13 protein-coding genes are annotated in these 15280 nt (G+C 43.8%); 1 reads left to right on the forward strand and 12 read right to left on the reverse strand.

What is annotated here, in order from left to right:
• Positions 1-11: 11 nt before the first annotated feature.
• From yihA to LI112_RS14080, 6 genes are all read right to left on the reverse strand, one after another.
• On the reverse strand, positions 12-617 hold the full coding sequence (gene yihA / locus LI112_RS14055; RefSeq protein WP_005425298.1) for a ribosome biogenesis GTP-binding protein YihA/YsxC: 606 nt from the start codon (positions 615-617) through the stop codon (positions 12-14).
• An 18-nt stretch (positions 618-635) separates the two neighbouring features.
• A complete protein-coding gene (gene lon, locus LI112_RS14060) occupies positions 636-2948 on the reverse strand; it encodes an endopeptidase La (protein ID WP_118197659.1) in 2313 nt (770 codons plus the stop codon).
• A gap of 18 nt (positions 2949-2966) precedes the next feature.
• Positions 2967-4280: an ATP-dependent Clp protease ATP-binding subunit ClpX gene (gene clpX / locus LI112_RS14065; RefSeq protein WP_005425296.1), complete on the reverse strand. Its 1314-nt coding sequence runs from the start codon at positions 4278-4280 to the stop codon at positions 2967-2969.
• A gap of 74 nt (positions 4281-4354) precedes the next feature.
• Positions 4355-4936, reverse strand: a complete 582-nt coding sequence (gene clpP / locus LI112_RS14070; protein WP_005425295.1) for an ATP-dependent Clp endopeptidase proteolytic subunit ClpP — start codon at positions 4934-4936, stop codon at positions 4355-4357.
• Between the two features lie 53 nt (positions 4937-4989).
• On the reverse strand, positions 4990-6276 hold the full coding sequence (gene tig, locus LI112_RS14075; RefSeq protein ID WP_005425294.1) for a trigger factor: 1287 nt from the start codon (positions 6274-6276) through the stop codon (positions 4990-4992).
• 216 nt (positions 6277-6492) lie between these two features.
• Positions 6493-7050 (reverse strand): DJ-1 family glyoxalase III, encoded by a 558-nt coding sequence (locus tag LI112_RS14080; RefSeq protein WP_227190913.1) that lies wholly within the window; start codon positions 7048-7050, stop codon positions 6493-6495.
• A gap of 143 nt (positions 7051-7193) precedes the next feature.
• Here LI112_RS14080 and LI112_RS14085 point away from each other — a divergent pair, with 143 nt between their 5' ends.
• A complete protein-coding gene (locus tag LI112_RS14085; protein ID WP_118050782.1) occupies positions 7194-7649 on the forward strand; it encodes a CYTH domain-containing protein in 456 nt (151 codons plus the stop codon).
• A 1-nt stretch (position 7650) separates the two neighbouring features.
• On the opposite strand, the gene LI112_RS14090 is transcribed toward LI112_RS14085, so the two are convergent.
• The 6 genes from LI112_RS14090 to LI112_RS14115 form a co-directional block, all read right to left on the reverse strand.
• On the reverse strand, positions 7651-8118 hold the full coding sequence (locus tag LI112_RS14090; protein WP_227190914.1) for a transporter: 468 nt from the start codon (positions 8116-8118) through the stop codon (positions 7651-7653).
• Positions 8119-8133: 15 nt separating this feature from the next.
• A complete protein-coding gene (locus LI112_RS14095) occupies positions 8134-9690 on the reverse strand; it encodes an ABC-F family ATP-binding cassette domain-containing protein (protein WP_227190915.1) in 1557 nt (518 codons plus the stop codon).
• Positions 9691-10044: 354 nt separating this feature from the next.
• Positions 10045-11343, reverse strand: coding sequence for a dicarboxylate/amino acid:cation symporter (locus LI112_RS14100; protein WP_044926162.1), 1299 nt, complete (start codon positions 11341-11343; stop codon positions 10045-10047).
• Position 11344: 1 nt separating this feature from the next.
• On the reverse strand, positions 11345-12196 hold the full coding sequence (gene rfbD, locus LI112_RS14105; RefSeq protein WP_005427580.1) for a dTDP-4-dehydrorhamnose reductase: 852 nt from the start codon (positions 12194-12196) through the stop codon (positions 11345-11347).
• Positions 12197-12331: 135 nt separating this feature from the next.
• Positions 12332-13336 (reverse strand): N-acetylmuramoyl-L-alanine amidase, encoded by a 1005-nt coding sequence (locus LI112_RS14110; protein WP_227190916.1) that lies wholly within the window; start codon positions 13334-13336, stop codon positions 12332-12334.
• A 176-nt stretch (positions 13337-13512) separates the two neighbouring features.
• Positions 13513-14571, reverse strand: a complete 1059-nt coding sequence (locus tag LI112_RS14115; RefSeq protein WP_227190917.1) for an FUSC family protein — start codon at positions 14569-14571, stop codon at positions 13513-13515.
• Between the last annotated feature and the right edge of the window lie 709 nt (positions 14572-15280).

Genomic DNA, 15280 nt, shown 5'->3' on the forward strand with positions numbered 1-15280 from the left:
TTCTAGTCCTTTCAGGCTTCTTCGGAAGGCTCTCCACCGGTCAGAGATTCGATCAGTTCCCAGATCTCATCTCTGCCCTGCTTTGTCTCTGCTGAATAAGGGATAACTGTAGTTCCTTTTTTCAGCTGAAGGCCTTCTCTTATCGCTTTCAGATTCTTCTGAACCTGACTGCGTTTCAGTTTATCCAGTTTCGTTGCAATGATGATCGGCTCATATCCGTTGTGAAGGATCCACTCATACATCTGTCTGTCATTTGCAGAAGGATCATGACGGATATCGATCAGGAGAAAAACGGCTTTCAGATTATGTGAAGTATGAAGATAATTTTCAATCATCTTTCCCCATTTTTCTTTCTCGGCCGGTGTAACCCGCGCATATCCATAACCTGGAAGATCCACCAGATCAAGTTCATCATTGATCTTGTAAAAATTGATCGTCTGCGTTTTGCCAGGCTGTGCGCTGGTACGTGCCAGTGCTTTCCTGTTCATCAGTCCATTGATCAGAGACGATTTGCCAACATTTGATTTACCTGCAAATGCAACCTCCGGCAGACCGGTATCCGGAATCTTACTGGTAATACCGCATACGATATCTAAAACTGCACTTTTTATGATCATAAAATCCTCTTTCGATTATCAGGCAAGTGCTTCATGCAGCACTTCATTCATATTATCTACAAAGGAGATTTTCAGTCCATCAAGAATCTCGGCATCCATCTCCTGAATATCCGGTTTGTTATCCTTCGGTACCAGAACCTGCTTGATCTTGGCATATTTGGCCGCAAGAAGCTTTTCTTTCAGACCACCGATTGGAAGCACATGACCACGAAGTGTGATCTCACCGGTCATAGCCACATCTGCACGCACCTCTCTGCCGATAATTGCAGAAAGCATTGCAGTTGCCATGGTAATACCCGCAGAAGGACCATCTTTTGGAACTGCTCCCTCCGGAATATGTACATGGATATCATTTTCCTGGAAAAACTCCGGTGCGATTCCATATTTATCTGCCACTGAACGAATATAAGAAATACCCGCCTGCGCGGATTCTTTCATAACATCTCCAAGCTGTCCTGTGAGAACAAGTTCTCCCTTACCAGGCATTACATTAACTTCAATCTGCAGCGTATCACCGCCGACCTGCGTCCATGCAAGACCTCTTGCGATACCAACCTCATCCTTTTTGTTTGCCATCAGATAACTGTATCTGGCTTTTCCAAGGTAATTCTCCAGATTCTTACTGTTGACAGTCACCTTTTTCTGATCATTTTCCATGATCTCACGTGCTGCCTTACGGCAGATCTGTCCAATCTTACGTTCGAGTCCACGCACACCGGCTTCTCTTGTATAGAGTGTAATAATCTTCCGAAGTGCCGGAGTCTGAATCTTGAGTTTGCCCTCTGGAATTCCATTTACTTCCAGCTGTTTTGGAATCAGGTGATCTTTTGCAATGTGTTCCTTCTCATTCTCAGTATAACCGGAAATTTCAATCACTTCCATACGGTCAAGGAGTGGACGCGGAATACCGTCCATGTCATTGGCTGTTGCAATAAAAAGTACCTCAGAGAGATCCTGTGGAACTTCTACATAATGATCATTGAAATGATTGTTCTGTTCCGGATCCAGTACTTCAAGAAGTGCCGCTGAAGTATCACCCTTATAATCACTGCTTGTCTTGTCGATCTCATCAAGCAGCATCAGCGGATTGCTGACACCAGCCTGCGAAAGAGCTGCTGTGATACGTCCGGGCATAGCTCCCACATAAGTCTTACGATGACCTCTGATCTCAGCTTCGTCGCGGACTCCGCCCAGACAGATACGTACATATTTCTTATGAAGTGCTTCTGCTACAGATTTCGCAATGGAAGTCTTACCAGTTCCAGGAGGTCCTACCAGACACAGGATCGGACTCTTACCGCCAGATGTCAGTTTACGTACTGCAAGGAATTCCATGATACGTTCCTTCACATCTTTCAGACCGTAGTGACCTTCTTCCAGGATCTTCCACGCCTCTTTAAGATCAGTGGAATCTTCCGATTTCTTATTCCACGGAAGTCCCAGAAGTGTCTCGATATAAGTACTCAGAACACTGCTTTCTGCCGCAGCATTATTCATACTCTTAAATCGGTCGATTTCTTTATTCAGCTTGTCTTTTACTTCCTGCGGTGCATCCAGTGCTTCCGCTTTCTGTCGGTATTCTTCCGCCGTATCCGCAGTATTCTCCTCACCGAGTTCTTCCCGGATCAGCTTCAGCTGTTCTCTGAGAATGTAATCACGTTGATTTTTGTCTACACGTGCCTTTAATTTACGCTGCAGGTCATGCCCGATCTGCAGGACTTCAATTTCATTATTCAGAATCGCAGCAAGAACTTCGTACTGATTTTCCAGACTGACTGCTTCCAGAATTTTCTGCTTATTCTGATAAGTCAGTGGTACATTCACGGCAATCTGGGAAATCAACTCTTCCAGTTCTGTAATATTCATAATCTGTGCAGCCAGATCTTTGCTGATCTTTCCACTTTCCATGCAATATCTCTGAAAAAGTTCCTGAATGCTTCTGAACATCGCTTCTTTCAGAGACTTTGTATACCGCGCTCCATCCGGCTCAAAAAGTGCCGTCTCTGCTTTGAGAAACGGCTCTTCCTGTTCCAGACCGAGAAGTTCTGCTCGTTCAATTCCTTCTACCAGCACTCTGAGCAGATCATGTGGAAGTTTCACAACCTGCTTGATATAAGCAACCGTTCCCACCTGATACAGCTCAGACAACTCTGGTTTTTCTACTTCCGGATCTTTCTGTGTAACGAGAAAGATTTTCTGATCATGAAGCATTGCTGCCTCAATAGCCTTGATCGAACGTTCCCGGCTCACATCAAAGTGCACGATCATATCCGGAAGAATCGTTGTCCCACGGAGCGCAATTGCCGGAAGAATGCTAATTGGCTGTTTCATGTATCTTCAATCCCTTCTTTAAGCCGTCTCCGGCTTTCCTGTCTTTCTGGAACGGGAATTTCTTCTTGTGGTATTCTGCTGTACAGCAGGCTGTTCACCATGAACCACTTCCGGTTCTCCGGTTCCGTCTACTGCATCTTTTGTGATGATGCATTTGCATATCGTATTATCAGAAGGCGTACGGTACATCAGATCCATCAGGGATTTTTCCATGATGGAACGAAGTCCTCTGGCGCCGGTCTTACGTTCCAGGGATTTTCTGGCTACTTCTTTCAGTGCTTCTTCCTGGAATTCCAGCTCTACTCCATCCAGTTCAAATAATTTATGATACTGTTTGGTCAGAGAATTCTTAGGCTCTTTAAGAATACGGATCAGTGCCTCCTCATCCAGCCCGTCTAATGTTACTACGATTGGAACTCGTCCGATAAACTCCGGAATCAGACCATATTTGATAAAGTCTTCCGGCATAACGTCCTTCAGAATTTCTCCGATATTTCTTTCTTCCTGCACAGAAACATCTGCTCCAAATCCGATGGATTTGGTATCCTGACGGGCTTCGATCGTCTTTTCAATACCATCAAATGCTCCACCGCAGATAAACAGAATGTTTGTTGTATCAATCTGAATAAATTCCTGGTGCGGATGCTTACGTCCACCCTGTGGCGGTACACTGGCTACCGTACCTTCCAGGATCTTCAGAAGAGCCTGCTGCACACCTTCACCGGATACATCACGGGTGATTGATGCATTTTCAGATTTTCTTGTGATCTTGTCGATCTCATCAATATAGATAATTCCATACTGCGCACGTTCAATATCATAATCCGCAGCCTGAATGATCTTTAACAGAATATTCTCTACATCCTCACCGACATAACCGGCTTCTGTAAGTGTCGTAGCATCTGCGATCGCAAACGGTACATTCAGAAGACGGGCAAGTGTCTGTGCCAGAAGTGTCTTACCGGAACCGGTAGGTCCCAGCATCAAAATATTACTTTTCTGCAGTTCCACATCAAGATTCTTAGATGCGGTAATTCTTTTGTAATGGTTATAGACAGCCACAGACAGAGCCTTTTTGGCTTCATCCTGTCCAATGACATAGTCATCCAGAATCTTATGGATTTCTTCCGGTTTCAGCAGATTGATGTCTGAATCATAAACATCTTCTGTATCATACTGAGCCAGTTCCTCCTCCATAATCTCTGAGCAGATACCAATACATTCATCACAGATAAAAACACCTTCCGGTCCGGCGATCAGCTTGCGGACCTGGTCTTCTGACTTGTGACAAAAAGAGCATCTGACTTTTCCATCTCTCATTTTTTCTGCCATAAATAGTTCTCGTTTCCTTTCAGTTTGATATGGCACAAAAGGAACCCCCTGAAAAGAGGTTCCTTCTGTCTGCTTTATTTATGCTCGACAACACCATCGATCAGTCCGTATGCCTTTGCTTCTTCAGCAGTCATATAATTATCGCGGTCTGTGTCTTTTTCCACTACTTCGTAAGGCTGGCCAGTGTTCTCTGCCAGAATTTCATTCAATGTCCGTTTGGTCTGGGCAATATGATCTGCTACGATCTGGATCTCTGTTGCCTGACCCTGGGCACCGCCTGACGGCTGATGAATCATGATAGTAGAGTGCGGCAGAGCAAATCTCTTACCCTTGGTTCCGCCTGCCAGAAGAAAAGCACCCATGCTGGCTGCCATTCCGAGACAAATTGTGGAAACGTCACACTTGATATATTTCATGGTATCGTAAATAGCCATACCAGCAGTTACAGATCCTCCCGGGCTGTTGATATACAGTTGGATATCCTTGCTCGGATCCTCTGCTTCCAGAAACAGAAGCTGTGCCACGATAACGCTGGCGCTTACATCATTTACCTCTTCTCCAAGAAAGATAATACGGTCTTTCAGAAGACGGGAGTAAATGTCATAGCTTCTTTCTCCTCTGCTTGTCTGTTCAATGACATATGGTACTAAACTCATATATAAATGCCTCCATTCGTCGATTCCAGTGGTAATTCAGAACGAACGCTTACTTAGGCTTCCTTTGCTTCGTCAGCAACGAGAGTTACGGCTTTCTGTACAGCCATATCTTTCTTCATCTGCTCTAACTCGCGGTCACCAAGCAGTTCTTTGATCTTCTCCACTTCCATCTTGTATGCATCAGCCATTTTCTTGAATTCTTCTTCAACTTCTTCATCTGTTGGCTGAATGTTTTCAACTTCTGCGATCTTTTCAAGAACAAGTCTTGTCTGGATTCTCTTCAGAGCCTGCGGTTTCATTTCTTCCTGCATTTTCTCAAGAGTCATTCCTGTGAACTGGAAGTACTGTTCCATAGTAAGTCCCTGGGACTGCATTCTTCTGGAGAAATCATCCAGCATCTGGCGAACCTGTGTATTCAGCATAGCATCCGGGATTTCCATCTGAGCGTTTTCGATTGCTTTATCTACAGCTGCATTTTCTTTTGCAGCACGTGCTTCTTTTTCTTTCTTTTCTGTCAGGTTCTTCTTGATGTCTTCTTTGTACTCTGCAAGAGTATCGAACTCAGAAGCATCCTGTGCAAAATCATCATCCAGTTCTGGAAGTTCTTTTGCTTCTACTTTCTTAACGTCACACTGGAATACAGCTTCTTTGCCAGCCAGCTCTTTTGCCTGGTATTCTTCCGGGAATGTAACTTTTACTTCTACGTGATCTCCGGCTTTAGCTCCAACCAGCTGATCTTCGAATCCTGGAATGAAAGATCCGGAACCAAGTGTCAGCGGGTAGTCTGTTCCTTTTCCGCCTTCGAAAGCTTCACCATCAACAAATCCTTCGAAATCGATTGTTGTGATATCACCGTTTTCTGCTCCACGGTCTTCTACTGTAACTGTTCTGGAGTTTTTCTCCTGTTCTTTCTTCAGTTCAGCTTCAACGTCTTCGTCTGTTACTTCTGTTTCAGACTTCGGAACTTCTACACCTTTGTACTCACCAAGAGTAACTTCCGGTTTAACAGCAACTTCTGCTGTGAAGATGAAAGCTTTTCCTGGCTCAGCCTGTGTTACATCGATTTCCGGCTGGGATACAATCTCAAGGTCGCATTCTTCCAGTGCTTTGCTGTAGTGTTCCGGAATCAGAGCGTTTGCAGCGTCTTCAAGGAAGATTCCCTTGCCGTACATCTGCTCGATCATTTTTCTTGGAGCTTTTCCTTTACGGAATCCAGGAAGAGTGATTCTTCCTTTTGCTTTCTGATATGCAGCCTGCATAGCTTTCTCTAAATCTTCAGCAGAAACCTCGATTGTCAGTTTCGCCATGTTTTTTTCCAGTTTTTCCACCTGTAAACTCATGTTTCCTGTTCCTCCTTAATTTTCAGGTTAGACTTCTTATAATCGTAACTGATCCAGTTACTTATATTCTACCTATAATCTTTATCCCTGCGCCTGTTTCCTATAGTCCAGGCCCTGTATCTTCTCATTAAGAGATACAATTACAGTCATTATCGTAGTATAGCACAACGTTTTTAAAAACACCAGTATTTTTTATGAAAAAGCCCTGTTTTTCCTTTATTTTCGGCTATAAACCACAGATTCGGCAATTTCATCCGCCTTTTTTTCTCCCAGAAGCTGTCCGATCAGGCTAAGTGCGAAATCTACTGCCGTTCCAAGTCCTCTGCTGGTTGTCACATTACCATCTACAACAACGCTCTCCAGTGAACGCTCTGCACCTGCAAGGCCCTCCATGCAGGATGGATATGCAGTTGCTTTTCTGCCTTCCAGGAATCCGAGAGAAGCAAAAACAGTCGGTGCAGCACAGATAGCAGCTACTTTACCGCCCTTTCTGTAAAAGTCCGCAAGCAGGTCACGAAGCGACTGATATTCATTCAGATATTTTGTTCCCGGCATTCCTCCCGGAAGTACCAGCATATCTGCATCTGAAAAATCCGTTTCTACAAATACCAGGTCTGTCAACATGCTGATTCCATGTGAGGTCGTGATCTCTTTTGATTCCTTGATCGAAACTGTTTTTATATCAATGTCTGCACGCCGCATCAGGTCCACCACGGTCAGACCTTCAATATCTTCAAATCCATCTGCCAGAAAAATATATACTTTTTTGCTCATAAAAAACCTCTCCCTTTTATATCTTTTTGAAATTTTATTTCATTATTTTAAGGCGCCATTCTGTCATTCAGTATAGCATTTTTGCCCTGAAAGCGATATACTAAATCCACAAAATAACTGAGTTTTTTAAAGGAGAAACATATATGGAAATCGAAAGAAAATATCTGATAGAAAAAGAACAGCTTCCGGAGAACCTCTCCGACTATCCATTTCACAGAATCGAACAGGGATATCTCTGTACTTCTCCTGTTGTCCGTATCCGTCGTCAGGATAATGAATATTTTCTCACATACAAATCAAAAGGCCTCATGGCCAGAGAAGAATATAATCTTCCACTGACGCAGGAGGCCTATGAACATCTTAAACCCAAAGCAGATGGGCTTGTTATCTCCAAAACTCGTTATCTGATCCCTGAAAAAGACGGGCTTACGATCGAGCTGGATGTTTTTCATGATGATTACGAGGGACTGCTGCTCGCCGAGGTGGAATTCCCATCCGAGGATGCAGCCAACGCTTACACCGCTCCGGCATGGTTCGGCCGTGATGTGACCTTCTCCTCTGATTATCACAACAGTACATTAAGTAAGGGCAGGAGATAATTTATTCTTTCTCATCTACATTCTCATCTTTATTCATATCTGCATGCTTTTTGACCGGAGCATGCGCCATATCGTCATCCTCTGTCATCAGAAACTTTCTGATGGCAAACAGGATTGCGATCGCGATCACACCGATCAGTGTCTGTGATGGTTTCATATGTTCCACTACCATCTGTCGGGCTGTTGCAAACATCAATACTTCAACAACTGTCTGTGCTGAATGTCTGCAGAGCATCTTTACAAACTCAACTCCGACTACCAGAGATAACCCATTTGCAAGAAATGTTGTAAAGAAATCTATGTCCATGCCCATGATCTGTATTTCTGTGATCGTAAAGATTAGGCGGATCCCAGCCAGCGCGATCACAATCAAAATAATGATTGAAAGTACGATTTCCGTATAGCGCGCGACATTGTATATCCCCTCGTTGAAACATTTACGAACCTTGTGGTTTAACTCTTTCTGCATAAATCCTCCTGTTATTTAGAATACCTTCGTAGTCCATTTACTCATATCCCAGACTTCATTTACTACATCCTGGTAGAATTCCGGCTCATGACAGATCAGAAGGATGCTACCTCTGTATTCTTTGAGTGCACTCTTTAAGGCTTCCTTGGCATCGACATCCAGATGGTTGGTCGGCTCGTCAAGAAGAAGGACATTCGTATCTCTGTTGACCAGCTTACACAGACGGACTTTTGCCTGCTCACCACCGCTCAGGACACGAACCTGACTTTCGATATGCTTGGTCGTCAGTCCGCATTTCGCAAGAGCAGAACGGATTTCATACTGTGTATATGATGGAAATTCCTGCCAGAGTTCTTCAATACAGGTCGTCTTATTATCACCCTTCACTTCCTGTTCAAAATATCCAAGCTGGAGGTTTTCACCTCGCTCACAGCTTCCTTTCAGAGACGGAATCAATCCGAGGATGCTCTTGAGAAGAGTCGTCTTTCCGATACCATTGGTTCCGACCAGAGCAATCTTCTGTCCACGTTCCATTGTAAAGTTCAGTGGTTTGGAAAGCGGCTCATCGTAGCCGATCACCAGATCATGTGTTTCAAAGAGCATTTTTCCCGGTGTTCTTCCGTAGCGGAAATTGAATTCCGGCTTTGGTTTCTCTGCTGCCAGTTCGATCACATCCATCTTATCCAGTTTCTTCTGTCTGGACATTGCCATGTTTCTTGTAGAAACGCGGGCTTTATTTCTTGCAACGAAGTCTTTCAATTCACTGATCTCCTGCTGTTGACGGCGGTAAGCTGCCTCGAGCTGTGCTTTCTTGACTGCATAAACTTCCTGGAAATGATCATAGTCACCTACGTAACGGTTCAGTTCCTGATTTTCCATATGATAAATGATGTTTACCACTTCGTTAAGGAACGGAATATCATGAGAAATCAGGATAAATGCATTTTCATAATCCAGAAGATAACGTTTCAGCCAGGCGATGTGTTCTTCGTCGAGGTAGTTTGTCGGCTCGTCCAGAAGAAGGATATCTGGCTTTTCAAGAAGCAGCTTGCCCAAAAGTACTTTTGTTCTCTGACCACCGCTTAAGTCTGTAACATCCCGGTCAAGCCCCAGATCCAGAAGTCCGAGTGCTCTTGCAACCTCTTCAACCTTGGAATCAATAACATAAAAATCATGCAGGGTAAGTTCATCCTGAATTGTGCCAAGTTCTTCCATCAGCACGTTCATTTCTTCCTCATCTGCGCTTCCGAGAAGATCGCAGATTTCATTCATGCGCTGTTCTTTCTGAAGAAGTGGATCAAATGCAGATTTCAGTACTTCCTGGATCGTCATTCCTTTCTCCAGGACTGCATGCTGGTCAAGGTATCCTGCGTGAACATTTTTTGCCCACTCTACTTTGCCTTCGTCCGGCATCAGTTTTCCTGTCACGATACTCATAAACGTGGACTTACCTTCACCATTTGCGCCAACAAGTCCAATATGTTCTCTCTTAAGAAGGCGAAAAGAAACATCTGAGAAGATTGCTCTGTCACCAAAGCCATGGGTCAGATGTTCTACATTTAATATACTCATATAGTATTCTCTCTTTCATTTAACTGATCTATACGGACTGCTGTGCGTATTTGCACTTCTGCAATCCTGATATCTCGTATTATAGCCGAAGCCATATGGCGAATGCAACCGGTTTTATGTATTACAGAACAAAGCGGACAAGTCCTCTTCAAACTCCCTGAATCCCTCAAGCTTGAGGGACTTGTTACGCTTTGCGCGCCAGATGCAGTCTGCTTCAGCAGACATATTCCTCAGGCATCTGGTCGCATCCTCGCGGAGCGTTTTTATGTAATAGGAACATTACGGAGTAATTTCCTATTACATAAAAAACGACCATACATCATGTACAGTCGTTTTTTACAGATCACTCTGCTTTTATTCTGTTTCGTTAAAGACCTTCTTATCCAGAGCACCGTTCTGATGTGCAACGATCGTTGTGCAGACAGCGTCACCGGTGATGTTGACTGCTGTTCTTGTCATGTCCAGGATACGGTCGATACCCATGATAAGACCAATTGCCTCAACCGGAAGTCCTACAGAGTTGAATACCATCGTCAGGGTTACAAGACCAACACTCGGTACACCGGCAGTACCTACGGAAGCAAGTGTTGCTGTTCCGATAACCGTTACATAATCCATCGGGGTTAAGTGGATACCAAATGCCTGCGCCGCAAAAACAACAGCCACGCCCTGCATGATGGAAGTACCATCCATGTTGATGGTCGCACCAAGCGGAATCGTGAAGGAAGAAATCTTCTTGGATACACCAACCTTCTTGGAAAGGGTATCAATAGACATCGGAATGGTCGCATTGGATGTAGCAGTTGAGAATGCGAATGCCATAACCGGGAAAAATTTCTTGATAAAACGAATCGGATTCAAACCGGTAAAGATCTTGAGCAGGATCTGGTATACACCGAAACACTGGATTGCCAGGGCAAGCAGTACACCGATCATATACTTCGCCAGCGGAATAAATGCACTGAAACCGATATTTGCAAAGGTACGGCTGATCAGACAGAAAACGCCGATCGGGGCAAGGCTCATGATCATCATGGTCATTTCCATCATAATGTCATTGAACTGGCTGAAAAAGTTTGCTACGGTCTCTGCACGCTCTCCCATCTTCGCGAGGATCACACCTACGATCAGGGCAAATACGATAACCTGAAGCATGCTTCCGCTCGCCAGAGAATTGATCGGGTTGTCCGGAATGATATTGAGGATCGTGTCAGTGAGTGACGTTGCTTCCATGGTTTCCACGGATGCCGCGGAACTCTGGATCGCGCTCATGTCAAGTCCGACACCAGGATTGATCAGATTTCCGACACCAAGTGCAACGCAAACTGCCAGTGCAGTTGTTGCAAGGTAAAATGCCAGAGTTCTCACACCTACGGTTCCGAGCTTCTTGGTATCTCCGATCGCCATACTTCCGCAGACCAAAGAGCAGAATACCAATGGTACGACCAGCATCTTCATCAGACGGATAAATCCCTGTCCGATGACATACAGAATGCCCTCAACAATGACATCTTTCTTAAAGCTGCTGTCCGGAACCAGATAACAAAGTACAATACCCAGAATTGCACCAGCGAGCAGTGCAATAAAAATCTTTGTAGTCAGTCCGAGAACTTTTTTATTCGGAGCTTTTGCTTTTACGTTTTTTTCTTTCATATCAATCCTCCGTTCTTTCATCCATGTACTCTTTCAGTGATTCTTTCCAGTCCGGCATATCATACACTTCAATGATACGAAGGATAAAATTATCCAGAACCGCGTACGGTGGTCTGACTGCGGAAAGGTCTGACTGCTCTGTCGGAACAGCTCTCAGCTCTATATCCTTACCTGCAAGTTTTAAGATTTCCTGCGCAAATTCGTACCGGCTGCATACACCTCTGCATGTTACATGGTAGGTTCCATATTCGTTGGTGCTGATCAGATACATGATCATCTTTGCCAGGTCTTTTGCACTGGTCGGAGAACCAAACTGATCGGATGCAACAGAAAGTCCGTTTCCTGCTTCTGCCGCTGCCAGCACGCGGTTTACAAAGTTGTGTCCACCATGTCCGTACACCCAGTTACTTCGGATAACAAAATGCTTGTGCGTAAATTCTTTGACATAGTTTTCTCCGGCTCTTTTGGATCTGCCATATACTGTCAGCGGATTGGTATCATCAAACTCTGTATACGGTTTCTTGCTCTGTCCGTCAAAAACATCATCTGTAGAAAGCTGCACGATCTTAGATCCACATTTACGGGCAACGATACTTAAGTTTCTTGCACCGAGGGCATTGACACGGTACGCATGTTCCGGGTTCGCTTCACACTCATCGGTGTCTGTGATACCAGTACAGTTGATGATGACATCCGGGCGGTTGACTGTACCGAAATTGATGACTTCATCAGTATCTGTAATGTCCAGTTCATCAAGATCTGTGTTCAGTGCTTCAATCTGCATTGGATCAAGCACATCATTCAGGGCGCGTCCAATCTGTCCGCTGGCACCTGCAATCCATACTTTTAACATATTATTCCTCCTTCATAAAAAGAGCGTTGATTCAGAATAAAAATCAACGCTTTCTCAATCTTTATATCCTTTAATATGTTACCAATTCAGCATTTCTCTGTCAAGAAAAAACACATGACAGTTCTGTATATATCATTATTTTGCTGTCAAAAATCTTCGAATTCCGTCAGAAAGTCCTTTTACCATCTTTTTCTGATAAGAAGCACTTTGCATCTTCCGGTCTTCACCCGGATTGGACATATATCCCAGTTCGATCAATGTTGTAGGAACCTTGCTCCAGTTGTTGCCGCTCATAGTATCATTTTCCCAGATATATTCGCGGCGGCATCCGGTCGCCTTTACATAAGAATCCAGAACGGCTTTGGAAAGTGCATAGCATTTTTTAACCATTTTACTTCCTATAAAACGATTGCGACGGCTGACGCTGATAGTCAGTGCACCATTCGCACTGGAAAAATCAACAGCATTTGCATGGATCCTGAGATATGCATCAGCTTTTGCCTTATTTGCTTTTTGGGCACGCTGTGCACAGCTGATTGCAGTCTTATTGTCTTTGCGAGTCAGGATTACTTTACATCCCTGTTTTTTCAGCTCTGTCTGGAGTTTTTTTGCCACCTGCAAAGTGAGCTGGTATTCATTTACTCTCGTTACACAACCTATTGTTCCAGAAACATCCTTAGCTTTGCGTTCTCCAGATCCCGGTCCTATCGGTTCCGTTCCTCTGGCAACTTTTCCAGAATGCCCCGGATCAAGCACGATCACCGGAGTCCAGACGCCTTTGCTGTTGATCTTTCTTCCCTGGATCGTGGTGTTGGTTCTCATCTTGCCGGTCTTTTTATCAAAATAGCGGTATCGTTTTCCGGTATACTGCCATCCCGTATGCATGTTCCCTTTTGTATCAAAGCAGTAATAATCGTTTCCTATTCTGGAAAATCCTTTTTTCATCCTGCCATTCTGATAATACCTGCGTTTTCCTGATACAGTCTTCCAACCGGTGTAGAAACTTAAGTTCTGCGCTGCTGCCTGAACTGTAGATATTTTGAACAGGCCTTGTTTTTCGTTCATCGCTGTTTCTGAGAATGTCCCGGCTGTAAGCAGCAGGGTAAGTAAAATGCAGACAAATCTTTTGAACTTTTTCATACGTTTTCCCCTTCTCACTTTTATGATTCAGAATACGTTCCAACTCGCTTGTCGGAATACTGCATAAGCTATATCAAGCGGAAGTCATCTCACATTTAATATATTTTCTCATGACACTTTATTTTTTTCAAGTTGATCAGACATATTCCTGGCGAAATCGTACGGAATTCTATTTCTTATGCTTCTGCACTTTGTCTTGCCACAAATCTGTCAGCCAGTTTGTCAATTATCTTATTGCAAATTACGGTATAGGCCGAACCAAATACATTTGCGCCGATACGAAGTGCAACCGCAGCCGGCATTCCAAATAATCCTGCTGCGATGGACAATGCGCCAAAAGTATTGAATACTGTCTGCCATGCATATCCTGCTGAATATCCAACTCCAATTCCACCAATCATACCAATATACGGATACATTGACTCCGGAAGTACCAGGTACAGCACGATAAATATCGCACAGCCTACTATATTAAACTGCCATCTGCTTCCTGATCTTGCAACGCAGTCTTCTGTAAATGGAAGGCATACTGACATACAGGCAATTCCTGCCCACATAGCTCTTGGAAGTCCAAGAAGATTCATAAACAGCATCGCACTTGATACGATGAATGTCAGTTTCAGATACCACCTGCCACGCGCTGAATGAAGATCAAATTCTCGAAACAGATCAAGAAAGGTTCTTCTGTACGGTCTGTTTTTCTGATTCTTGTAGAAAATGATCATACACAAGATCATACCTACCGCAAGGCCTTCCACTCGCTTTATGTATGATGCTCCTGTCACATCGTAGCCAAGCAGAAGTAAATACCCCAGTACAAAAGTGGAATGATTGTACATGATCACATTGTGGCATCCAAGAATCATCAGAAGAAGAATTGCAATCACATTTACTGCAAATGCAGGTACTGGTGACAGTGTGTTTGCAAAACGTGGTGCCGTCATCAGAATAGCAAATATTCCGGCAATAGAGAGCAATCCATGTGATGTGCGGATTCCAAAGTCTGCCTGTCTGAGCACAAGCACCGCAAGCAGGACAGTTACACCTACGACACTGTTATCATTTCCAATAAACTTGCTATACAGCGATACCACCGCAACACAGAATATCATTACCAGATAGACTTTGAAATTATAGATTAAAATATGTCTGCGTTTTTCTTTCGGGTCAGTGGTGTTTTTGATCAGCTGCTTCGAACCGGTCGAGCTCAGCTGAAGTTCCTGATAAAAAGTCATAAAACTCGCTCCTTTCGTACACTAGCTTTCAAATTATTTTTAACAAAGTGTAGAGAACTATACCGCAAAAGTGGCGAAAGGTCAAGAGGGGATTTTTTAATCCGGAAACCAGAGAGTATTGGGGGATAACAACTCCTTCTTTCTGATATTGTTCCCTAATGCCTTGGCAGTGCATCTTGAGCTGCTCTTCAATAACTTTTGCGGATTACTTAATTCTCAGCAGTGCATCTTCATTCGCACTTTAATCACATTTGTAGATTACTTAGTTTTCAGCAGTGCATCTTCATTTACATAGTTAATTCGTATGCAGATGCCTTATTTCTGTCAACTATGAACAAACGCATCCTCAACTTGTATTTTCCATATTTTGAAGATGATCCCTAATAAGCAATTGTATCTTGTTTTTCTTTTTGGGGTACTTGAGGATGCTTGCAGCCTGGTGATTGCATCTTGCTTTTCTTTCTATGGCACTTGAGGATGCTTGCTGCCTGGTGATTGCATCTTGCTTTTCTTTCTATGGCACTTGAAGATGCTTGCAGCCCGATGATTGTATCTTGTTTTTCTTTCTATGGTACTTGAGGATGCTTGCTACTTGGTGATTGCATCTTGCTTTTCTTTCTATGGCACTTGAGGATGCTTGCCGCCTGGTGATTGTATCTTGCTTTTCTTTCTATGGCACTTGAGGATGCTTGCTGCCTGGTGATTGTAT

This window comes from Blautia sp. 210820-DFI.6.14, assembly GCF_020558815.1.
Lineage (GTDB): Bacteria > Bacillota > Clostridia > Lachnospirales > Lachnospiraceae > Blautia_A > Blautia_A obeum.

Bases quoted from the DNA above. Each gene is read 5' to 3' on its own strand.
- rfbD (WP_005427580.1), bottom strand. From the start codon at position 12,196: ATGTTAAAAGTATGGATTGCAGGTGCCAGCGGACAGATTGGACGCGCC.
- clpP (WP_005425295.1), bottom strand. From the start codon at position 4,936: ATGAGTTTAGTACCATATGTCATTGAACAGACAAGCAGAGGAGAAAGA.
- LI112_RS14100 (WP_044926162.1), bottom strand. From the start codon at position 11,343: ATGAAAGAAAAAAACGTAAAAGCAAAAGCTCCGAATAAAAAAGTTCTC.
- LI112_RS14110 (WP_227190916.1), bottom strand. From the start codon at position 13,336: ATGAAAAAGTTCAAAAGATTTGTCTGCATTTTACTTACCCTGCTGCTT.
- LI112_RS14095 (WP_227190915.1), bottom strand. From the start codon at position 9,690: ATGAGTATATTAAATGTAGAACATCTGACCCATGGCTTTGGTGACAGA.
- yihA (WP_005425298.1), bottom strand. From the start codon at position 617: ATGATCATAAAAAGTGCAGTTTTAGATATCGTATGCGGTATTACCAGT.
- LI112_RS14115 (WP_227190917.1), bottom strand. From the start codon at position 14,571: ATGACTTTTTATCAGGAACTTCAGCTGAGCTCGACCGGTTCGAAGCAG.
- LI112_RS14085 (WP_118050782.1), top strand. From the start codon at position 7,194: ATGGAAATCGAAAGAAAATATCTGATAGAAAAAGAACAGCTTCCGGAG.
- LI112_RS14090 (WP_227190914.1), bottom strand. From the start codon at position 8,118: ATGCAGAAAGAGTTAAACCACAAGGTTCGTAAATGTTTCAACGAGGGG.
- tig (WP_005425294.1), bottom strand. From the start codon at position 6,276: ATGAGTTTACAGGTGGAAAAACTGGAAAAAAACATGGCGAAACTGACA.
- clpX (WP_005425296.1), bottom strand. From the start codon at position 4,280: ATGGCAGAAAAAATGAGAGATGGAAAAGTCAGATGCTCTTTTTGTCAC.
- lon (WP_118197659.1), bottom strand. From the start codon at position 2,948: ATGAAACAGCCAATTAGCATTCTTCCGGCAATTGCGCTCCGTGGGACA.
- LI112_RS14080 (WP_227190913.1), bottom strand. From the start codon at position 7,050: ATGAGCAAAAAAGTATATATTTTTCTGGCAGATGGATTTGAAGATATT.